At 26.9% G+C, this 21706-nt stretch carries 29 protein-coding genes and 1 pseudogene; 11 read left to right on the plus strand and 19 right to left on the minus strand.

Translation table 11 applies throughout. From position 1 onward, the window contains the following. Window positions 1-3 precede the first annotated feature (3 nt). The 7 genes from Q3223_RS18520 to Q3223_RS18550 form a co-directional block, all read right to left on the minus strand. Complete coding sequence (locus Q3223_RS18520) at window positions 4-741, minus strand: ATP-binding protein (protein ID WP_243192976.1); 738 nt, start codon at window positions 739-741, stop codon at window positions 4-6. Then, a complete protein-coding gene (locus Q3223_RS18525; RefSeq protein WP_243192878.1) occupies window positions 677-1612 on the minus strand; it encodes a DnaD domain protein in 936 nt (311 codons plus the stop codon). The genes Q3223_RS18520 and Q3223_RS18525 overlap by 65 nt, the downstream gene beginning before the upstream one ends. 8 nt (window positions 1613-1620) lie before the next feature. Further along, window positions 1621-1938 (minus strand): hypothetical protein, encoded by a 318-nt coding sequence (locus Q3223_RS18530; RefSeq protein WP_407812362.1) that lies wholly within the window; start codon window positions 1936-1938, stop codon window positions 1621-1623. Between the two features lie 129 nt (window positions 1939-2067). Next, window positions 2068-2310 (minus strand): hypothetical protein, encoded by a 243-nt coding sequence (locus Q3223_RS18535; protein WP_243192875.1) that lies wholly within the window; start codon window positions 2308-2310, stop codon window positions 2068-2070. Beyond that, window positions 2300-2482, minus strand: coding sequence for a hypothetical protein (locus Q3223_RS18540; RefSeq protein WP_407812363.1), 183 nt, complete (start codon window positions 2480-2482; stop codon window positions 2300-2302). The genes Q3223_RS18535 and Q3223_RS18540 overlap by 11 nt, the downstream gene beginning before the upstream one ends. A gap of 132 nt (window positions 2483-2614) precedes the next feature. Further along, on the minus strand, window positions 2615-3058 hold the full coding sequence (locus tag Q3223_RS18545; RefSeq protein WP_407812364.1) for a helix-turn-helix domain-containing protein: 444 nt from the start codon (window positions 3056-3058) through the stop codon (window positions 2615-2617). 29 nt (window positions 3059-3087) lie between these two features. Next, window positions 3088-3285, minus strand: coding sequence for a helix-turn-helix domain-containing protein (locus Q3223_RS18550; protein WP_407812365.1), 198 nt, complete (start codon window positions 3283-3285; stop codon window positions 3088-3090). 70 nt (window positions 3286-3355) lie between these two features. Here Q3223_RS18550 and Q3223_RS18555 point away from each other — a divergent pair, with 70 nt between their 5' ends. Next, the gene (locus tag Q3223_RS18555) at window positions 3356-3538 is read left to right on the plus strand and encodes a hypothetical protein (RefSeq protein ID WP_131779260.1); all 183 of its coding nucleotides are present in this window, start codon (window positions 3356-3358) and stop codon (window positions 3536-3538) included. On the opposite strand, the gene Q3223_RS18560 is transcribed toward Q3223_RS18555, so the two are convergent. The 5 genes from Q3223_RS18560 to Q3223_RS18580 all read right to left on the minus strand — a co-directional run bounded on the left by Q3223_RS18560 (window position 3525) and on the right by Q3223_RS18580 (window position 5463). Further along, a complete protein-coding gene (locus tag Q3223_RS18560; RefSeq protein WP_021425900.1) occupies window positions 3525-3722 on the minus strand; it encodes a hypothetical protein in 198 nt (65 codons plus the stop codon). The genes Q3223_RS18555 and Q3223_RS18560 overlap by 14 nt on opposite strands. After that, window positions 3723-3917: a hypothetical protein gene (locus tag Q3223_RS18565; RefSeq protein ID WP_407812366.1), complete on the minus strand. Its 195-nt coding sequence runs from the start codon at window positions 3915-3917 to the stop codon at window positions 3723-3725. It abuts the gene before it with no gap. A gap of 83 nt (window positions 3918-4000) precedes the next feature. Then, on the minus strand, window positions 4001-4768 hold the full coding sequence (locus tag Q3223_RS18570) for an ORF6N domain-containing protein (protein ID WP_407812367.1): 768 nt from the start codon (window positions 4766-4768) through the stop codon (window positions 4001-4003). A gap of 15 nt (window positions 4769-4783) precedes the next feature. Beyond that, window positions 4784-5227, minus strand: coding sequence for a helix-turn-helix domain-containing protein (locus tag Q3223_RS18575; protein WP_407812368.1), 444 nt, complete (start codon window positions 5225-5227; stop codon window positions 4784-4786). Between the two features lie 44 nt (window positions 5228-5271). Next, entirely contained in the window at window positions 5272-5463 is a 192-nt protein-coding gene (locus tag Q3223_RS18580; RefSeq protein WP_021401571.1) for a helix-turn-helix domain-containing protein, read from the minus strand. Between the two features lie 154 nt (window positions 5464-5617). Here Q3223_RS18580 and Q3223_RS18585 point away from each other — a divergent pair, with 154 nt between their 5' ends. Further along, a complete protein-coding gene (locus tag Q3223_RS18585; protein ID WP_021401517.1) occupies window positions 5618-5860 on the plus strand; it encodes a helix-turn-helix domain-containing protein in 243 nt (80 codons plus the stop codon). Window positions 5861-6067: 207 nt separating this feature from the next. Here Q3223_RS18585 and Q3223_RS18590 read toward each other — a convergent pair whose 3' ends face one another. Further along, entirely contained in the window at window positions 6068-6259 is a 192-nt protein-coding gene (locus Q3223_RS18590; RefSeq protein WP_167640219.1) for a helix-turn-helix transcriptional regulator, read from the minus strand. Between the two features lie 166 nt (window positions 6260-6425). Between Q3223_RS18590 and Q3223_RS18595 the strand changes: the two genes are divergently transcribed. Beyond that, complete coding sequence (locus Q3223_RS18595) at window positions 6426-6791, plus strand: helix-turn-helix transcriptional regulator (RefSeq protein WP_231300584.1); 366 nt, start codon at window positions 6426-6428, stop codon at window positions 6789-6791. 213 nt (window positions 6792-7004) lie between these two features. Here the strand turns inward: Q3223_RS18595 and Q3223_RS18600 are convergent. Continuing rightward, a pseudogene (locus Q3223_RS18600) lies at window positions 7005-7315 on the minus strand (site-specific integrase); the annotation flags it as partial. Beyond that, the gene (locus Q3223_RS18605) at window positions 7248-7652 is read right to left on the minus strand and encodes a hypothetical protein (RefSeq protein WP_407812369.1); all 405 of its coding nucleotides are present in this window, start codon (window positions 7650-7652) and stop codon (window positions 7248-7250) included. The pseudogene Q3223_RS18600 and the gene Q3223_RS18605, both read right to left, overlap by 68 nt. A 135-nt stretch (window positions 7653-7787) precedes the next feature. Here Q3223_RS18605 and Q3223_RS18610 point away from each other — a divergent pair, with 135 nt between their 5' ends. Together Q3223_RS18610 and Q3223_RS18615 are read left to right on the plus strand one after the other, a co-directional pair. Next, a complete protein-coding gene (locus Q3223_RS18610; RefSeq protein WP_167640215.1) occupies window positions 7788-8030 on the plus strand; it encodes a helix-turn-helix transcriptional regulator in 243 nt (80 codons plus the stop codon). A gap of 90 nt (window positions 8031-8120) precedes the next feature. After that, on the plus strand, window positions 8121-8567 hold the full coding sequence (locus Q3223_RS18615) for a GNAT family N-acetyltransferase (RefSeq protein ID WP_407812370.1): 447 nt from the start codon (window positions 8121-8123) through the stop codon (window positions 8565-8567). Window positions 8568-8793: 226 nt separating this feature from the next. Here Q3223_RS18615 and Q3223_RS18620 read toward each other — a convergent pair whose 3' ends face one another. Next, window positions 8794-8934 (minus strand): hypothetical protein, encoded by a 141-nt coding sequence (locus Q3223_RS18620; RefSeq protein WP_159067252.1) that lies wholly within the window; start codon window positions 8932-8934, stop codon window positions 8794-8796. Between the two features lie 269 nt (window positions 8935-9203). On the opposite strand from Q3223_RS18620, the gene Q3223_RS18625 reads away from it, so the two are divergent. Next, on the plus strand, window positions 9204-9431 hold the full coding sequence (locus Q3223_RS18625) for a helix-turn-helix domain-containing protein (protein ID WP_107613008.1): 228 nt from the start codon (window positions 9204-9206) through the stop codon (window positions 9429-9431). A gap of 186 nt (window positions 9432-9617) precedes the next feature. On the opposite strand, the gene Q3223_RS18630 is transcribed toward Q3223_RS18625, so the two are convergent. Together Q3223_RS18630 and Q3223_RS18635 are read right to left on the minus strand one after the other, a co-directional pair. Then, window positions 9618-10109, minus strand: a complete 492-nt coding sequence (locus tag Q3223_RS18630; protein WP_219674209.1) for a GNAT family N-acetyltransferase — start codon at window positions 10107-10109, stop codon at window positions 9618-9620. A gap of 91 nt (window positions 10110-10200) precedes the next feature. Beyond that, window positions 10201-10356, minus strand: a complete 156-nt coding sequence (locus tag Q3223_RS18635) for a hypothetical protein (RefSeq protein WP_407812371.1) — start codon at window positions 10354-10356, stop codon at window positions 10201-10203. A gap of 586 nt (window positions 10357-10942) precedes the next feature. On the opposite strand from Q3223_RS18635, the gene Q3223_RS18640 reads away from it, so the two are divergent. Next, window positions 10943-12109 carry a tyrosine-type recombinase/integrase gene (locus tag Q3223_RS18640; protein WP_407812372.1) on the plus strand — a complete coding sequence of 389 codons (1167 nt, stop codon included), beginning with the start codon at window positions 10943-10945 and terminating at the stop codon, window positions 12107-12109. Between the two features lie 58 nt (window positions 12110-12167). Here the strand turns inward: Q3223_RS18640 and Q3223_RS18645 are convergent, their stop codons facing one another. Beyond that, window positions 12168-13007, minus strand: a complete 840-nt coding sequence (locus tag Q3223_RS18645; RefSeq protein WP_074178959.1) for a MerR family transcriptional regulator — start codon at window positions 13005-13007, stop codon at window positions 12168-12170. 756 nt (window positions 13008-13763) lie between these two features. On the opposite strand from Q3223_RS18645, the gene Q3223_RS18650 reads away from it, so the two are divergent. The 4 genes from Q3223_RS18650 to Q3223_RS18665 all read left to right on the plus strand — a co-directional run bounded on the left by Q3223_RS18650 (window position 13764) and on the right by Q3223_RS18665 (window position 21539). After that, window positions 13764-15998: an EAL domain-containing protein gene (locus Q3223_RS18650; RefSeq protein ID WP_219674157.1), complete on the plus strand. Its 2235-nt coding sequence runs from the start codon at window positions 13764-13766 to the stop codon at window positions 15996-15998. 222 nt (window positions 15999-16220) lie between these two features. Beyond that, window positions 16221-17954, plus strand: coding sequence for a diguanylate cyclase (locus Q3223_RS18655; protein WP_407812373.1), 1734 nt, complete (start codon window positions 16221-16223; stop codon window positions 17952-17954). A 361-nt stretch (window positions 17955-18315) separates the two neighbouring features. After that, window positions 18316-20529 carry an EAL domain-containing protein gene (locus Q3223_RS18660; protein WP_407812374.1) on the plus strand — a complete coding sequence of 738 codons (2214 nt, stop codon included), beginning with the start codon at window positions 18316-18318 and terminating at the stop codon, window positions 20527-20529. Continuing rightward, a complete protein-coding gene (locus Q3223_RS18665) occupies window positions 20529-21539 on the plus strand; it encodes a substrate-binding domain-containing protein (RefSeq protein WP_407812375.1) in 1011 nt (336 codons plus the stop codon). The genes Q3223_RS18660 and Q3223_RS18665 overlap by 1 nt, the downstream gene beginning before the upstream one ends. Window positions 21540-21706 lie beyond the last annotated feature (167 nt).

A 21706-nucleotide genomic window follows, 5' to 3' on the forward strand; every position in this document is an offset into this window, starting at 1 on the left:
TCTCTATCCCCCATAAATTCTATAATTCAATCTTTTGCCCTTTAATTCAATCAAATAATTTTTACTCATTTCAATTAATCTACTTCCAATAGCCTCATCTATTTCGATAAGCTCATCAAAATTTTTTTCTGTTGATACAATCAATGGCATTTTATTTAAATATCTATAATTAACTATTTCAAACATTATATTTATGTCACTATTTGTTATATTGCCTTTATATAAATCATCAATTAATAATACCTTAGCTGATTTATACTTTCCAACTTCTCTTCTATAAACTTCTTCATCCATTATATTTTGCTTTATTAATGTCATAGAATCTCTGTAAGGCATATAAATAACACTTATAGACCTATTCATTAGACTATTAGCTATTGCTAGTGATAGATGAGTTTTACCACTTCCTACTTGTCCCATAAACATAATTGAATTTCTTCTAATTTCTCTTATTTGTTCAAAATAATTTGAATACTCAATAGCTTTAGTAAATGCTTTTGCTACTAAAGAATCTACTTGATAATTAAAATTATCAAACTTTAATTTTCTAAATTCTTCACTTACTCCACTATTTTTTAAAATATCTTCTGCTATCCTAAGTTTCCTACATTCACATTCTTTAAAACCTTCATCAGTTTCTATGAAAAGTCTATCCTTACATTTTAAACATTTATATTCAGTATCTTGGTTCAACTCCAATGTCTCTAAGTGCCTGTCTTGCTCTTTCAAGCTCTTTATCATTGATTCTTGTGTTTTTACTGTTAAAATCAAGTTCTGTACTCTTTGTTTGAGAATTTCTTTTTCCTTGTTTGTCATTTTTTAATCCTCCCAAACTATTACTTTTTCTTTTTTTCTTTTTGTATTCATTCTGATACTCTGTTAAATCTAAATTAGTCTTTATACCTACTTCTATCCAGTTATTCAATATGGTTTTTATATATCTATAATTTTTAACTCCATTTGATGTTGCTTCATCAATAGCTCTTATAATTACATCAACCTCCATACCATCATCTAGAAAGCCTAGTAACTCTAAAAAGTTGTTTGGAGTAATTACACCTATATATTTTTCAAAGTATTTTTTTATATAAGCACTTTCTTCTTGTTCCTTATTAATAGTAATAATAGTATTATTATTTTCTTTTATACTATTTTCTTTTATGTTGCCTAAAAACTGGATTTCAGTTTTACTGTCGCCGGTTTTTTCGCTCCCTGGTTTTCCGATTTCGGAATTAACCGTATTCGGTATATTGAAACACGGTTGACTTTTAACATCTTCCTTTTCTTCTATTTTAATTTGAGGAATATCAAATATATCATATCTATATCCTTTTATTTGACCTTTATCATTTCTTATTTTACTTCTTATTACAAATCCTTCATTCATTAGCTCATTTAAAGCACTACTTATCCTTGATTTGCTATCTTTTCTATAGCTAATTAATGATTTTGCATATATCTTGTGACTTCCTGATTTTTGAAATCTTAACATTTGTGTAACTACACCTATAGCTGAGTAGGTTAGATTTTTATTATCTAATATCGCATTTGGAACCCTTGTAAAAGGGTCTTCAAAATTTATATGAAAATATGTTTCGTTATCAAAGTTCAATATATCACCTACTTTTCAATATTTTCAAATGACTCTTCATATATTTTGTACTCATACCCTCCAAGTACTTTGCCTGTTAAAGTATCTCTTCTTATCTCTCTACTTACATAACCTTTTTCTATGAGTTCATTCAGAATATTTGCTGTTGAATCTCTACCATTGCTACTTTTATTTTTTAAATCTTCTAGATATATTTTTTCATTTTCTGACTTAGTCATTAAATATAAATGAAGACCTTTAGCTTGCCAACTTAGATTACTATCTTGTAAACAGGCACTATTTAATATCACATAGAATTGTTTATTACATCCTTTTACAACATTCACAATATCACCTAAACTTTCTAATATACATATAATCTAATTTTTTATTTGCATAACACTGCCATTTTGATGTATAATCTAATAAATATAATTTGTTTTTTTATTGAATTGAGCCTCGTCACAGGCTCTTTTCTACATTTGAATACTTAATGGTCTATCTGTTTCAAATTCTTCTCTCATTAGCAGTTCTTCTGCTTCTTCTGTATCTTTTTCTATTCTCTTGTACTCTGCATATGCTTCATGCTTAATTCTGTCTTGCTCATCTGTTGTAAGTCTTCTATCTGCCCATGCTCTTTTTACTATATCCAAATATATTAAGTATTGTGATTTTCTGTATTTTTCTATTTCCTTGATTAATTCTTGTCTACTTTTCATTTTCCAATCCCCCTATTGATTCAATTTCTGAATTTAGCATAAGCAAAATATCCTCATATGCTCCTAATTCTTTTTCATCTGCTCTACACTTATATCCAATTGACTTTTTAAATTCTATCCTCTCATTTAGAGACTGTATCTTATATTCTAAAAATCTTTTAGTTACTTCCATCTTCAATCCCCCTTAAAGTTCAAGTCCTCTTTGTTTACATTCTTCCATATAAGCTACACACTCTGCATAAAATCGTAGTGTAGGTACTTTCTTGTGTTTTTTGCAAAATCTTAGAAACCATCTTAGAGTCATTTAAATCACCCCCTCTCTAATTTCTTTCATTTCTCTAAGCATTTCTTTGATGTTTTTTCCTTGATTTCTAGTTATAAAATCATCTAATTCATAACTAGAAACTTTAGTCGCTCCTACATCAACAGATTTTAAAAGTCCCATTTTTATTAACTCATATCCAAACCCTTTATCTATCTTTAATCTCTTACTTGCTTCTTCAACAGACATTAAATAATCTGGATAACCTTTACTTATAACAATTGTTAGCTCCTTTGGTTCTAATAATTCTATTTTCGAAGTTTCATTTAAGTACTTTGAGATTTTATTTTTATAGTTGTTTAAATTGATTTCTACAACTTTACGAATACTTTCTGAAAAACAAGTTGATATATTATCTAGGTCATTAAAACTTTTATCTTCTTGCTTATCTAAATTAAAGTTAGATATATTACTCAATTTTCTCACTCCTTTTCAAAATATTCTGTATTTAGTTTCTATCTTCCAACTAGTTCGTCTAATGTAAGGTCTAAATAATCAGCTAATTTTATCAATGTATCTATCGTTGGATTTTTATTTTTCCCTCTTAAAATTGCATATAAATTTCCTGAATCTACTCTTATTTCTTTTGCTAATTTCCATGCTTTTATGTTTCTATCTCTTAAAATTTTATTTATGTTGTCATTAATTGCCATTAATTTCCTCCTTTGATATAATATATTTGCAGGATAAATCCTATATCTTTTTATGAAAGTTGGTGATATTATGCAGTTCAGTAAAGATATATTACATACTCTTACTTTAGAAATTCTTAAGGAAAAATATGATTTTAAAAATTCTTCTGAAGAAGAACTTTTAAAACATTACCATGAAATCTTTTTGAAACTTTCAGAAGTCAATAATAGTTTTTCTAAAGGTGATGGTCTCAGTGTCTTTAAACAAACGTAGGCACTAAATTATATTTAAGAGCTTCTTTGCAAAAATCTAGAATATCTTTTGAGGAAAGGATACTTTGTTCATTTTCATTCAATATATTAAGTATCCTTTTAGCTATTTGTAACTCTTCTTTTGATAATATTAATTCTGTTTCATTATTTACATTGTTCACTACACTTTCAAATGAAATTTTCATTTAATTACACACTCCTTTAATTTCTATATTTTCTGAATCACTTTGTTGCTCCAGTTTTTCATACTCAACTTCTTTTGTACATATGCAACATATCTTAGGCTTCAATCCTTTTTTAACTTCTACCTCATTATTAAACCCACAATGCGAACACTTGCAAAAATATCTTACTCTTGAATCGCTTGTATTATTTTTCATATATTTAACCTCCTAGTTAATAATTAATTAAAATAATATATTTCAAAATATTCTGTATTTAGTTTTCAAAGTGTTAGTTTTATCTAGTTATCAAAGCTACTTAAAGCTTTTTTTATAATAGGTATCACATTTTCATAATATCTAAAAGTTGTAACTTGTTTATTCGAATGTTTAGCCTTATCCCAAACCTTAATGCCATATTCATCTGTTTTCAAATTATAAGCATTTGCTAGACTTCCAACTTTATTAGCTGAAACTCCTAATATTTTACCTATTTCTGTAGCTGAATAAGTTTTTTTATTTGCTACAGGTAATGGTATTAATGCTTCTCCATACAGTTGTTCTGTTGCTTTAGAATACATAATCTGTTTATATTCTTTTATATCTACATTTTCTGCTATCTCTAGATATATCTTTGCTTCTCTTGCCCTTGCATTTTTTAATCTAGCTTGAGCATTCATGTATTTTATTTCTGATTCATCTTTAATATATTTAGGTTTTTTATTTTCTTTAACTCTGAAATAGTTATTAACTAATTCTCTTTGTACTGTCCAAGCTAAATCATCTGTTAGAGATTTTACTAGCATTAGATAACCACTTTCAGTTATTAAATATGTTCCAGAGTTATTTATTTCAGAACGACGAATTTCGTTGTTCCCGATATCAGATGGTTTAACAAAGAAATAGTCCACACCTTCTATGAAGTGTTTCTTATTTTCTCTAAAATTTCTTCCTGCTGTTCCTTCTACTCTTTCATGAATCAAATCAACTTCTTTGAATGTCACAACTCTTTCGCCTTTAAACTCTTTAATTTGCAATTCCTTATCATTTATTAAAACTAAGTTATTCATATAATTTTCTCCTTCCTATATTGTTTTCTTTGAAAGTTTCAGAATTAAAATTGATTTAAAAATGTCTTCTAATTCTTGCATTACCTCATTCCAAACTTCTTCTTCATCTTCATCAATTACATCATCTTCAACTATTTCTATGAAATCATCTTCCTTTTTTAGATAATCTTTGATTTCTTTATGTAGCTTCAAAGTTATACTTGAAAGACTTCTCATTTCTAATTTTGGTAAGAACATTACTCCTGCCTCTGTGCTTTTTCTAACATGTTCATAGCCTAGCAAATTATTGTTATATATAGATACCATCTTTGCTACTATTTGATTGTTTGGTATCCTCTTGTCGTTCTCGTAAGCTCTTAAACTCTCTACAGATATGTCCAGTAGTTCTGATGCTTTTTCTTGTGTTAAATTGGTATTTTCTCTTCCTTTTTGGTATATATTTTGGTATTGATATGACATTCAGTTTTCCTCCATTTCATCTTATAATTAATCTATAAAATAATTTAATTAATTAAATCTGTTATTTCTATACCTAATGCTTTTGTAAGTTTACATAAAACATCTATCCTAGGATTATATTTATTTTTTTCTAAGTCACTAATTGTTGTTTGTGCTATACCAGTTTTTTTGCTTAATTCAATTTGAGATAGAGAATTGCTTTTCCTATAATATTTGAGCTTATGACCTATGCACATTAACCTCACCTCTTTTCTTCTTAACTATATATCGTTAATATATTTTTATTATAAACCCTTCTTTCGCTATTGTCAACGTTATATCGTTAATTATTTTTAAAAAAATGTGTTATCATTTATTTAAACGATTTCACGTTATATATGGAGGTTTATTATGTCTTTATTAACAGCAGTATCCAAACGAATATTAGGATTATGTCAAGAAAATGACATTACAGTAAATAAATTATGTACAATGGCAGGTGTTACTCAATCTACGATAGATAGTATTTTAAAAGGTAAAAGTAAAAACCCTGGTATATGTACAATTAAAAAACTTTGTGATGCTCTAGATATAACAATTATTGATTTTTTTAATCACTCTTTTTTCAAAGATTTAGATATTGATATTAATTAATATTTGTTGAATTTATTGAATAATTGCAAACTTTATAACTCATGTGAAGGTACTTATAATTAATAAGTATCCTTTTTTGCTTTTTATTGGGTAATACTAGTGTTATCTCTACTAATTTGATATATATTTTGGTATTAATATGACATTTAAATTCCTCCTTTTAGGATGTATAATTAGTTTAATCATTTAAATATTTAAACGCTATGTTTAACTTATATCTAAAAAAATTTCTTCTAACTCAACACCAAATATTTTAGATATTTTGAAAGCATATTTTATTGGAAAACTTCGTTTATTATGTTCATACATAAAATATCTTTGGCGAGAAATTCCCAATAATTCAGCCATCTCAGTTTGAGTTAGACCTTGATTTTCTCTAATGATTTTTAGTCTATTCATTTTTTTCACCTCTCTTTTTTAAACATATTGTTTAATATATTTATATTATATTCAAACACAACGTTTAAGTCAATACTTATCACAACATTTTGTTTAATTTTTTTAGTAAAATTTTTACCTATGATATACTATAGTAAACAAAATGTTTATTTTGGAGGTTGAAAATATGACTTTTGGAAATAGATTGCGTAAACTAAGAGAAGATAATAATATTAAACAAGTTGAATTGGCAAAAGTATTTAATATAACAAGTCAAGCCTTGTCTCAATATGAAAGAGATTTAAGAATGCCTGACGCAGTTTTACTTGATAAACTTGCAACTTATTTTAATGTTTCTGTTGATTTTCTTTTAGGCAGAAACTTGAATACTTTATCAAAAGAGATAGATAATGAGATAAAAAAAATAGTTGATGCAATATTTGAATTAGATAAAGAAGATAGAGAAAGTATATTTAAAATAGCTGAATTAGATAAAGGAGATAGAGAAGCCATTTTGAAAATTCTTGATTCTTTAGATAATAAACAGAAATAAAAATACATTGAGTTGTATCCAATGTATTTTTATTTTTTTATTATAGGAAACTTAAAATAAATTTCTGATTATCTTTTTATAACTTCTCATATGTCCGTATAGCTTGCTTTTAAAGGCTTTACGGACTTTTCTTATTCGGTTGATACTTCACGTTTCTTCTTATATCTACTCATGTTTTGGCTTTCAAACGTGGTAAATTGAGTGGTAAATACATTAGGCTATTAGGCTTATCAGTTCATTCTTTACTCCGTCCATTGACACATGAGCGTACAAGTTCATTGTGATATTGATGTTGGAATGACCCATGATGTACTGTAAACTTTTTGGGTTCATGTTCTTGTTTGCTAATCTCGTACAGAACATGAGGTGTTATCTTTGGCAACTTATCCTCATGGCTCTTGTTAGGCTTCTTCACTCATAGGAACTTTTCGTATTCCGCTTTTGGTCTTTGGGGTTTCAATGTAGTAGCCTACTTCTTTGTTTCTCATTAACTGGTGATCTACGTTGATGAAATTTTGAATAAATCTTATTTTTAAATAAAGCAGATATATCACTATCCTTATGATTTTGATATTGATTTTCAAATCCCTTATATAGTTGAAAACCTACTAATGTACCTGCCTCAAAATAAATATCATCATGTATAGAGATAAAACTACAAACAATGTCAAATAGTTTATTGTCATTTCTACTTGCTTCTGAATACAGTTCTTCAAGTTTATTGAAGAATGTATCAAATGATTTTTCAATTAACATATCATAGTTATCTAGGACGTTCTCATTATCTCCTATCTCACGAATGAGATAAGCCATAAAGTTTTCAAATTTACTTCTTTTTAGTATACGATTTGATTCACACATAATTTTCTCCTTTATTAACGGTATAAGGTTAATTTATCACATACACAACACTTTATCAATGGTATACCATTAATGTTGCGACGTTAAATAGTATATACTTAAATTAACCGTACACGAGTAAAGGAGAGAACATATATGACATATTCAGATGTAATAATAAAAAGGCTAACAGAATTATGTAATGAGAGAAATATAACAACCAATAAATTAGCGACTTTATCAAGAATAACACAATCAACAGTTGAAAACTTGATGAAAGGTAAAACTAAAAATCCAAAGTTAAAAACATTACATAAACTGGCACTAGGTTTAGATATGACGGTATCCGAATTATTAGATTTTCCAGAAATGAATGAAACTGCTTTTGATGATGAATAGTTAAGAATGACAGAGGGTAGGCAGTCATTGCTATACGTTTTGAATTAAGCTATAATAAATGTACAAATTAGAAGTTGTAGGAGAAACATTATGAGATTAGAAAAAGCAAAACAAGAAAAGATTAAAGATATAGTGGAGATGTCAAAAAGGGCATTTAATTCAGATGTATTAGTTGGAGGTGAAAATGATGGTCCTCCAGATTATGATTCAGTAGAGTGGCATAAAAAAATGCTGGAAGGGAATCATTTGTTTCAAGCGATGGTGGAGGATACGATTGTAGGCGGAGCAATTTTATTTCTGGACGAGACAGGAACTAAGTTGTTTATAGGAAGAATTTTTATTGACGATAAGTATCATAGAAATGGATATGGAAAGTCATTGATGGAGAGTATTGAGAAAATATATCCGACCGTGAAAGAGGTGCATCTTGATACACCAGTTTGGAATGTAAGGACAAATTCTTTTTATAAAAATTCAGGGTATGTTAAGCAGAAACAAGAAGAAGGTTTTATTTTTTATAAAAAAGTACTGAGTTGATAAATCCCAGTTTGTCGAGCAGTTAATCAAATAGATTGACTGCTTTTCTTCTGTAAAGAAAAGACACTTCAAAATCAAAGTGTCTATCAATACTATAATTATTAAGTCGTATCAATGCTCAATCAAATGTGGTAAATGAATAGTAAAACACACAATAAACAGGCTTGAATAAATTGATAAGTCAAGTGTTTATACAGATAATCGACTTTTAGTTTTTATTTTAACTTTAATAAAAATATATATTTTTAATCATTTTTTTATTTTTCATAAGAATCCTTATAATTTTCGTGAAATTTTCATAATCATTTTCGTCCTTTTCCCTTAACATTCTTATAATAGCAACAAGTCTTTCTTTATCATTTTGCATACTACCACCCCTTCTTTATCCCATATAAGAACTTATGTTCGTTAAAATAGTTAGAATCTACCTTTTTTTAAGCTTCATTGCAAATTGAATAAAATTAAAATAGTCTTTTGGAATTACTTTTCTTATATTTCCTCTAGCTAGATAGAGTTATTTCTTACTTATATTTTAGCACAAATTTCCAACAAAAAACGTGCTACTCAAGCACATTTATTACAGAAAACTACACAAACTATTAATTATAAAAATAATTAAAAGTGAGGTTAAATTAAATGTTAAGAAAATTAAGAAAACACAAAGGAATGACACAATTAGAGTTGGCAGAAAAATTAGGTTGGAATAGGAGTCAAATTTCAAAGCTAGAAAATGGTAAATATAAAGACATAACAATATCTACAATAGTAGACTTATCTATTGCATTAGAGGAAGATTTTTTATATTTATGTGATATTTATGGGAAAAAAGAAATGGAAAAAAGAAATAAGAAAAATTTATGTTAATAAGAAATACAATAAATAGTGCAAATTTATCAAATAAAAATAGACTAGCTAAACACTAGTCTATCCTTCATACTACTAATAACACCTTTTACAAGCTACATAACCTTTTGACTCTGCTTCTTCCCTACTCATAGTAATTGCACCTTATACCAATAAGGCGTAAATATTCTTAAGTTTTTAATCAGCCTATTTGTTATACAAAATATAACGGCTACTTTCAGCATCTAATAATGCAAAGCCACATGATAATAGCGTTTTTTCTGATGCCTTATTCATATTGTCAATGTCAGCGGTAACTCTCTTAGCATGCGGAAAAGAAAACACCTTTTCCACAAGCAATGTAATCATTTCCTTACCCAAACCTTTTCCAAGGTAAGCTTCTTCTCCTATCAGGTAGTCAATTCCGTATGAACCCAATATGGGCATTGTTCCAAAATCCTCATCTTTACTATCTTCACATTTATAGTATTGGCATAACCCAATCGGGCGCCCTTGAGACAGTACAATAAGATGTGTTAGCCATTGAAATTCTCCATTGCGCTCTTTTAGTTCATATATCCAATCACTAATTGAAACACCCAGATGCGGTATTTCATACCACCTTTTAACATGTTCCCTATTCAACCAATTTTCAACTAACGATATATCATCATCGTTTAGCAGTCTTAGTTCTAACATCATATTCACCTACAATCTTATTCGCCTAATCTGCGTTATTAGCCGTCTCATCCCAAAAAGGCGGCATTAAATCAGCCCAATAAATTGGAATTTACTTTTTCCCATATTTATCATTTCCAAGTGCGATAAATCCTGCTGTAATAGCAAGCGCAAGCATAATATCGTGTTCTCCAAGCGGGTCTGTTACAATCGAATATACCAAAAACGCAGTACAAATTAGCAATACCACTAATATGATACCACGCACAATTTTTCTGCTTTTTGACATCTCGATAACCTCCACAATTTTTCATTTGCCACGTACATCTTATCTGCCTATGGTGTATTAAGCTCTTGCCATTTATTTTATTCTACAATTCCAATATAATTCTGTCAAACTTAGATAAATCACTTTAAGTATTCTTACAAGCTATTATTTTTATTTGAGCACCAAATAGGACACCATTTTGCACTTTCATACAAACCTATTTTATCAAAAATACAGTAATCATGCCATTTTCAGCTTGTAGAGAAACTATAACCAGCTGGGAAAATTACTATTTTTTACTAATATCATACAATCCTATTAATCAAATAAAACTTATGTATGATAAATACTTATATTGATTTTTAATAATTCTTTAACTTTTATTGTATATCCCTCTCTTTATACATTTTAATTAAATTATATAGTAAACAAATAAGAAATGTTGTCGAAAACAAAAATTATATATTTTTATCTGAATATAAGCACATAAAATAATTATTACTAGTTTTCTACCTAAATGCTATTTACTTATACTTTAACTGTTATAAAATATAATTAAGGCATATTTTTGAGAGGAGAAATTTTTATGAAAGGTGGAGTTAGAAAAAGAGGTAAGAAGTGGTATTACTATTTTGATACAGGTATAGTAGATGGTAAGAGAAAAAAGGTAGAAAAAGTTGGTGGAGAAACTAAAAAAGAAGCTGAAAAAGCTTTAAGAGATGCAATAAATGAATTTGAAAACTCTGGTACCATATTTGATGAAACCAATATTAGTTTATCTGATTATTTAGACTTCTGGTACAAAGAATATGTACTTCTAAATTGCAAGTTTTACACTCAAGGTAATTATAAAAGGGCTATAGAAAATCATATTAAACCATCACTTGGAAGATATAAATTAAAATCTATAAATCCTGCTGTTATTCAAGAATTTTTAAATATAAAATCAAAAGAAAAATATACAGAAAATGGTGAAGAAAAAAATTACTCAAAAGGAACTTTAAAATTGATTTATGGTGTTTTAAACACTTCTTTAAAATTAGCTGTATACCCATATAAACTTATTAGAGAGAATCCTGCTCAATATGTTAGTATACCTAAAAACTTAGTAAAAACTAATACTAGTAATAAAGTTAAAACTATTACCTTAAATGATTTTGATACAATATTACATAAGTTTCCAGTTGGGACAAATGCCTATATTCCTTTGATGATTGGGTTTTATACAGGTATGAGAAAAGGTGAAGTATTAGGCTTATTTTGGGAAGATATAGATTTAGAAAATAATATAATTAAAATTAGAAGAAACTTAGTAAGGAAAAAAGATTCCAATTTTGAATTAGCTCCCCCTAAAACAAATTCTTCAATAAGAGATATTAAAATTGGTGATACTCTATCTAAAATATTAAAAGATGAAAAACTAAATCAAAAGAAGCAGAAAGTTAAAATAGGAAAATGGTATAAAAAAACAGAATATAATTGGGTATGCAGAAAAAAAGATGGTTCATTTGTAACTCATGGTGATATTGACATGGCAATAGCAATAATAAATAAAGATTTAAATATTGATTTCAATTTTCATTGTTTAAGACATACACATGCTACTTTACTTTTAGAAAATGGTGCTAATATTAAAGATATACAAAAGCGTCTGGGTCACAGTAAAATAACTACAACAATGGATACTTACTCTCATGTCACACATAAAATGGAAAGTGAAACAGTAAATATTTTAGAAGGTCTCAGAATATAATTTGCCACCGATTTTATAATACGGTGGCAAATCGGTGGCAAATTAGCATTTTTTCACTCTATTTATCATCTAATTCGTTGAAATCTAGCGATTTAGTTACAAGTACTTGAATTTCAGTTACAAATTCCTCTACAATCCCAGTCTCATGTATATCTATCTTGTATATTTCTATAGGTGCAGCAATTACTTTATAATTATTTTCTTTTATAAATTTAAACACCTTTTCCATATATATTTTATTATTAGAATTGCTTCCAGCATAGTTTAAAGTTACATAATATCCCTCATCAAAAACTATATTATATATTTCCTCACTATTCTCTAAAAAACAAAATACAGATTTAAACTCATTGAATATACCTTTGCTGATTGCCTCAGTAGAAAAAGCAGAACCAATATTATTATTTCCAAGTATATTAAATCTATCTTCGTATTCTTTTTGTAATTTTTGAATCAAAAAATCAAAATCCTCATCTCTTTTTATATCAGCATTTAACTCTAAAGCTTTTCTTTTTTCTATATATACAACCTCTATCTCATCTATTTTTGTATTTTGAATTACACTTTCAATTGAACTTAATCTTTTTATAATATTTTCCTTATGACTTATAAGTTCAAATATTTTTTTATCAATTAATTCTAACTCTTCATTTAAAATGCTCTTTGTAGACTCTATACTTCTATCATCTAAATATTCTTTTATTTTTTTCATTGGAAAATTCAAACTTCTAAACTCTTTTATTAAATTTAGTTTCCATATATCTGATATGTTATACATTCTATATCCATTTACATCTCTAACTGGCTTTAGAATACCTATTTCTTCATAATACATTAATGAATCTCTTCCAATTCCATATATTTTAGATATCTCTCCTATTTTATAGTAATCTTTCATTTATACAATAAAATCCTCCATAATCTTATTTTTATTTTATAATCTATATGTTTCTATCTATAACTATAGTTTTAGAATATACTAAAAATACCTCTAAAACAAGGATACGAAAATAAGTAATCTGTAATCACCCATTAAAATCTATTTATTTTCCTATTATAATATTTCTGATTTTAATCTTTATAAACAACATTTTTAGATTTGTAGTTTTTTACACCTATAGATATTATGTCTTTTTTACAAGATTTTTTATATTAAAATAAATTTCTATAAATTATCATTTTATTGATTTAGTAAGTTAATATTTATTATAGTAAAAATATAAAATTAGACTTAATTCAAATAACTGAAATTAAGTATATGAAATCATTGCTATGATACGAATTTATTTATAATAAATTAATTATAAATAAATTATTTATTCATAAAATTATTAAAATTAATATTAGCTATAATGAGTTCTATAGTGTCAACTGCATAATCTGCAATCTATCTATTTATAAAAAAATATGATATAATTGCATTCAAAAAGGAAATCTTTCAATACTCGAACTTAATAATTAACTAATTTTATCTAAGATTATTACTAGACTAAAAAATTTTTATTTTTAATATTATAACAAGTAAGTTGATACATCTAAGTTTGAAATACTTATTAAAAATAGATTAGTCAAATTATTTATAAATTAACATTTAAATATTTTTAGCATAAATGTGTTTATCGTCAAAATTTCAAATATCTTATGGAGGAATACCATGCAAAATTATGATTATATAAAAATGTTAAATAAAAAGGTAGAACTATTAGCTAATGAATTAGATAATAGAGATTATAAATTAAAAGTCTCAAATGAAATAGATTTTTTTTCTAAAATACCAAACAGGGAGTTTGTATACCAATATATTGATGACTGTATTTCAAAAAATATACATATTGGAGTTATGTTATTAAATATTGATAACTTTAAATTATTTAATGATATATATGGATACTTGGTTGGAGAAAATCTATTAATCAACCTAACTCAAGAACTGTTGTACTTTATTCCAGAATCAAATGGAATAGTTGCTTATCTAAAAGGTGAAGGATTTTTAATTGTAATTCCTAATGTATCAAATGAAGAACTAGATAATATAGGTACAACCATTATAAAGAGTGCTAGAGAATTAAAAGTACAACTTCCTAATGAAAAAGAAATACACTCTAATGTTACATTTAGTATTGGTAGTACTATTTGGGATGGCGAACCAAATGTAACTACTTTAGTGATTTTCAATCAAGTATACAGTGCTTTAAAAAAGGCCAAAATAGAAGGTAAAAATAGATACATACCATTTGATTTTGATGATAATAATTTTTATAACAAATTGGAAAATGATAAAGAATTTTTATACGAAATATCACATGCTTTACAAACTAAACAAATTGAAGCATTTTATCAACCACTCTATAATATAAAAAACAATACTATAGTAGGATGTGAAGCTCTTGCTCGATGGAGACATCCAATTAAAGGACTTCTTACTCCAGATAAGTTTATACCTTTATTTGAGCAATTTGGTTTAATAACAGAATTAGATTTATATTTATTTGAAGAAAACTGCAAAAATATAAGAAGATGGATTGATAACAATGATGTTTTTGTTCCAATTTGTTGTAATTTTTCTCGTCTTCACTTTTTTAATCCTAATTTTCCAAGTATGCTAAAAGGCATTACCGAAAAGTATAGTGTTTCTACATCAAATTTCAGCATTGAAATCACAGAAAATGTATTGCTAGAAAATACAAATACTATTATTCAACATTTAAATGAGCTTCGTTCTTATGGTTTTTCTGTATCTATGGACGATTTTGGTTCTGGATATTCATCTTTTGGTATGTTGCAAAATCTACCTTTTGATGTAATCAAAATTGATAGAATATTTTTATCTCATAATTTGAATGATTTCAAAAATGCAACAATTTTATACTCTATAATAAATATTGCAAGAGCTCTTGGAATGCTTACAGTGTGTGAAGGTGTTGAGACAGAACAACATGTAGAATTTATTAAAAGTATAAATTGCGATATTGCTCAAGGTTATTATTATGCAAAACCTATGGAATGTGCTCAATTTGAAAAATTACTATCTAAAGAAAATAATTCAGGAGAAATGTTTATAAAATATTCTGATATAGGAAAATCCTTAGTAGAAAAGATATTTGATGAATTTTTTATTATGCAAGACATGAAAAAACTAAAATCAAATGTAACTGAAGATATTCAATGGTCTGACTTTTACAGCAAAACGGAAATTACATCTTTTGCTAAAATAATAGAACACTTTGAGAAACATATTAAAGGTAAAAAATTTTCTATTCTTTATAAAAGTATAACTCCACATGATACTGACTCAAATTTATTATTAATTAGTGGAGAAGCTGTTTTATCAGATGAGTCTGCTGAATATCAAAAGTATAGTAATTTCTATTTTAGTGCAAATTGTATAATTTCAGAAAATAGATTGCTTTTAAAAAAATTAAACCTAGACTTAATTAAAACAGCTGGCTATATAAATGAGTTTGAATCATATTCTATACCTAAAATGACAAACACTCATCTTGATGAAAGTAATATTTTATCACAATTTTATTCAATGTTACCTGTAGGTATAATTCGTTATGATTTATTTGGTGATATGATTATTACTTATATGAATGAAGAAATGTTTGATATTATAGGTTATACAAAAGAACAATTTTTTGGTGAGATGGGTGGTAACTTAAGAGCAATTGTTCATCCAGACGATTTAGACTTTATTTATAAAAAGAGTTTGGAAATGATTGATACAAATAAAATTGAACCTTTTTTATATAGATTTATAAAGCGCGATGGTCAAATTGTTACAGTTATGTATACACAATGTAATCTATATGCAATTGACGGAAGAGCTATTGCACAAGGTATGTATATAGATATAAATAAAATAAAAAATTTAACAGAAGTCTAATCCAAAACACTTTATTTTAAAGAAACTAATATATTTAAATAAATTTTTCAAAGTATTTTATAAATGTAAGCATCTTTCATTAAGTTATATTGTTGATAGAGTAAAAAATTTTGAATCTATGATGATATACTTATATAAAACATTGTTTAACAACATTTTTAATTTAAGTATATTAATGTATAATATAACTGAGATGTATAATAAAAAGAAAGGGGGAATATCATGAGTATACTCCTAAAAAAAGCACCTAAATTTGCAAAACATATTATAATAAACTTTTATGTAAATAGAGATATTGATGAAATATTAAAACACCTTTCTAAAGATATCACATGGATTGGACCAGGAGAACAGGAATTTCTCACTTCTTTTAATGAAATAAAAGATTATTTTTATGCAGGTCAAAATGAAGTACCTTCTTGTGATATAAGTAATGATACATTTGAAATTGTAAGTGAAGATAAAAATAGATGTATGGTATTAGGAAAATATACTGTTAGTACTAAAGAAAATGCACAAATGGTCTTAGAAGTAAATCAACGTTGCACATTTGAGATAATTGAAGATAGAGAAAGATTACTAGTAAAACACATGCATATATCAAATCCTTATGGTGAAATGCAAATTGATGAATACTTCCCTACTAAAATTGGAACACAAAGTTATGATTATTTACAAAGATTGTTAAAAGAAAAAACAGAAGTTATTGAAATGATTACAAATAATATCAATGGTGGATTAAAGGGTAGCAATGATGATGATACATTCTCCTTTTTCTATGTTAATGAAGGATTGCCTAAGATATTGGGATATACCTATGATGAGTTTATCGAAATGAGTGGTGGTACCGCAGTGGGAGCTGTATATCCACCAGACTTGCCTAAAGCACTAGGAGATTGTGAAAGATGTTTTGCAAATGGAACTACATATTCAACTGAGTATAGAATACGCAAAAAAGATGGAACATTAATGTGGGTATTGGATTCTGGAATGAAATCATTAAATAATGACGGTGTAATAAAAATTAATAGTATCATTACTGACATCACCCAACTAAAAAATATCGAATCTGAACTAAAATTAGAAAGAGAACGCTATCGTATTGCTCTACAAAATATTACAGATATTATGTTTGAATATGACATTGGAAATGATAATTTGATAAAGTATCAACGTGTAGAAATTGACAGGAAAATTGAATTAGAAAACTTTGAAACAAAAAATTATTCTAAATTGTTAGAGTCTGGAGCAATCATTCATCTTGATGATATTGGCAAATTACTAGAAGTACTTCGTGGAAACCTTAGAGAGACAATTGAAATAAGACAATTAAACTCATTAACTAGAGATGAATGGAGATGGATTCGTGTTCAGTGTTCAGTTATCTATGATAGTGACCATAATCCTATCAAAACAATTGGTGTTTTGAAAGATATAACTGAAGATAAATCTAAATTAGAAATTTTAATTAATCAAGCTCAACGTGACCCACTAACACAACTATACAATCAAAGAGTATCAGAAAACTTTATACAAGAGTACTTCTGTAGTTCTGATAAAAAAACTAGTGATGCTCTATTAGTTATTGATATTGACGATTTTAAAACTGTAAATGATACTTTTGGACATTTAGAGGGGAATGAAGTTTTAGTTGCTGTATCAAAAATATTACTACAAAACACATGTGATAAAGATATAGTTGCTCGCATTGGTGGAGATGAATTTATGATATTTATAAAATCATTAACAAATGATTTAGTAATCAAAGCTACTAATAATATTTTAAATGATACAAGTAAAATAAAAGTGAAAGATAATCATAAAATAACACTAAGCATTGGCATTGCTTTTGTTAATAATTCAATTAAATCGTATAAAGATTTATTTTCTAAAGCTGATAAAGCTCTGTATATATCAAAAGCAGCTGGAAAAAATCGTTATAGCATATGTGAATAATAAAATTATTATATTATATCTTTGCCTAAAAATAACTTATAACTTAGGTATTGTTATTTATAATTATATTAATCATAAAGTATATGATTATTTAAAAACAATCATCATATACTTTATGATTATTTTATATAAATAAACCTTCTGAAACTTTATATTTAAACTCCTTCCCTAATTCCATATAAATTTTCAAAATAAATTTATCTAAAGACATAAATCCAGTTTATTTTTAATTTTATTTTTTATATAAATTAATCATCATTTTTAAATATATTTTTGGCTTATATTATTGCCTATGAATTATATCGATGATATACTGATACTATTTAAAACATCTTTCATCTGCAGAAAGGATTACTATATGATGAAAACAAAAAATTTAAAGAATATTCCGTTTTTACTTACAGTCTTTGTGGATATTTTAATGGCAATTGCAGTTTTCTATCTAATGAACTATGTACAATATTTACTGCAATCAGATGTTAAAATTAATTTAACTGAAATTGTAACACAAAATAAAGATGTAATTACAAATAAATTAATGATGGAGGTTAATAATTTAGACCTTGTTTCCAACCAAGTGTCAGAAAGATTTTCACAATCAAAAGACAAAAGTCAGGATAGTTTAAAATCTATAGCTTTAAATTATTCAAAAGAAAAAAATGATGATAGACTTTTCTTTGCATCAGAAGATGGAAAGGCAACTTTTCCAAATGGCAAAGAACTTGATATTTCAGGAAGGCACTATTTTAAGCTAGTTTCTAAGGGGATTCAAAACATATCTGAACGAATAGTTTCTAGATTAGATGGGGAGGACATTTTTGTTATAAGTGTTCCTATAGAATCTCATGGAGAAGTTATTGGCTCAATTCAAAAACAGTATACACTGAAAGAAATGTATAATCTCTGTTCAGTTTCTCTATTTTCTGAAAAAGGTCATATGTACATTATTAATAGTCAAGGATACATTCTTATAAGTTCTGAGCAGGATATATACAATAGAGAATCTGATAACTATTATAGAATGATTTTTTTACAGAACCCAGAGGTTTCTAAGAGTCTAGAGAAAGATATACAAAACAATCATTCAGGTATTATGGAAACAGAGCTAAATGGTGAAAAATATTTTTCTGCTTATACTCCTATAGACAAAGTCTATGATTGGTATTTAATCTCAAGTGTATCTACTAACGCAGTTTCAGCAAATACAAATATTGTTATTAAGTTATTCTATTTTATTTTATTGGTTGTTGTAATGTTTTTTGGTTTTAGCATGATATATTTTTTATATTTAAAAGACAAACAACAGACTAAGTTAAAAAAAATTGCATTTGTAGATACTATTACACAAGGCAATACATATACAAAATTTATGTTTGATTTACAAAATCTCCTACGCACAAATACAAACAAGCAATTTTATATTTTTACTTTTGATATTGATAATTTTAAATACATAAACAATTTTTACGGATTTGATGTTGGAGATAAAATTTTAAGAAAAATTAATAAGATTTATACTAAGAGACTTTCTATAAATGAACAAGTTGCTAGAGTTTATAGTGACCATTTTGTTGTTCTTCTAGAAGATGCCTCTGAACAAAGACTTAATTCCTTATTTGATTCAGAATTAAAGATAGAAGGTGTTACAGTATACCTTTCTGCTGGTTTATATCTAATTATTAATCGAGATGAAAGCATCAATCTTATGGTTGATAAAGCAAACATGGCAGCTCAAAAAATTAAAGGGATGAGATACAAAAGAGTGGAAATTTACTCTGAGAAGTTTGATAAACAGATGATTCACAATGAACAAATAAAGAGAGCTATTGAAAAGGCACTTGATAATGATGAAATTATTCCTTTCTATCAACCTAAAGTTGATATTAATAGTCACAAATTAGTTGGTGCTGAAGCATTGGCACGTTGGAGAACTGATGATGGAAAATTAAGACCTCCTGGTGAATTTATTTCAGTATGTGAGAAAACTGGATTAATTACAGCTGTTGATATGACTATATTTGAAAAGACTCTAAAATTTATTAAGAGAAATTTAGAAAAAGGTGTGAATTGTGTTCCAATTTCTGTAAACTTTTCGCGCATGCACTTTCTTAATAATGACTTCTTAGATGTACTTCTTCAAAAATTAGATGAGTATAAAGTACCACCTCATCTAATTGAATTAGAACTTACTGAAACTATAATTTTTGATAATTATAAAATGATTGAAGAATTTATAAACAAAGTACATGATAATAAGCTTCAAATTTCTATGGATGATTTTGGCTCTGGTTATTCCTCACTGCATATGCTAAAAGATATGGACATAGATATTTTGAAAATTGATAGAGGCTTCTTAAAAGATACTGCAAATAGTGATAAACAAAAATCTATTTTTGCTGCCATTACTCAGATGGCAAGAAGTCTAAATATCAAGGTGGTAGTAGAGGGAGTTGAGAATATAGAAAATGTAGAACTTATGCGAGAGTTTGGATGTTCTATTGCACAAGGCTATTTCTATTCAAAACCTATAAGTGAACAAGATTTTGAGAGACTTTATCAGGAGGGAAAAATATAATGAAACGTATTATAAGTTTGATTTGTATAGCAGTTCTTTTTTTAGTTAGTTTGTCAGGATGTAAAAGTGAAAAACAAAATGTAAAAATTGGTGTTTCTTTTGGTGTTGGAAGTGCCACACGTTGGCAACATGAAAAAGAATATATGGAGCAACAAGCTAAAAAACTTGGTGCTGATATAGAGGTACGCCTTAATCAAACAGATAAACCAAAGACACAAAAACAAGATTGTTTTGAAATGATAGATAATGGAATTGATGTCCTTATTATTACTCCACGTGATGTAAATAAAATTCAAGAAATATTAGATTATGCTAAGGAAAAAAATGTACCAGTTATAAATTATGCTCGTGTTGTTTTGGGCGAAAAAGTTGACCTTTTTGTAGGATATGATAGTAGTAGAATTGGACAGAGATTGGGTCAATACCTTTCAGAAATAGTTTATGATGGAGATTATATTATACTTCAAGGTGACCCTGGTGACAATAATGCTAAATTATTGTACCAAGGAGCAATGAGATATATCTCTCCTATTAAAGACAATATAAATATTCTTTTGGATGCTCCTGTAAAAGGTTGGTCTCCTGATGAAGCAAAGAAGATGGTCATTGAAGCAGTAAGTTCTAATAATAACAATATAGATGCTATTCTTGCCCCAAATGATAAAATAGCAGGAGCATGTGTTGATGCATTAAAAGAATTAGGAATTTCAAAACATGTAGTTATTACTGGTATGGATGCAGAAATAGATGCTGCTAAGCGTATTGTTGAAGGTACACAAGATGTCACAATATATATGGATTTAAATGAGCTTGCTTGTACTGCTGTGAATGAAGCAGTTCATATGGTAAAGAATGAAACTATAAATGTAAATTCAGAATTTGATAATCAAAGTGGTAGTACAATTAAAGCTAACCTTATAACTGGTCAACTGGTTATTAAAGAGAATTTAGATAAAATACTCATTGATAATGGTTACTTTACTAAAGAACAAGTCTATGGTAAGAATTAAACTTTAAATATATAAAAATATTAGATTATAAATATTTTATTACAAATACTTAATATTAATATAGTCTATCAAATAACAACTTATTTATATAAAAAAGTGGACTCTTAAAAGAGTTCACTTTTTATTTTAAATATAAAATTGTCTGTCTATAAATGCAAATTCTTTCT

It is taken from the genome of Clostridioides sp. GD02367 (assembly GCF_045900275.1).
GTDB classification, from domain to species: Bacteria; Bacillota; Clostridia; order Peptostreptococcales; family Peptostreptococcaceae; genus Clostridioides; species Clostridioides difficile_A.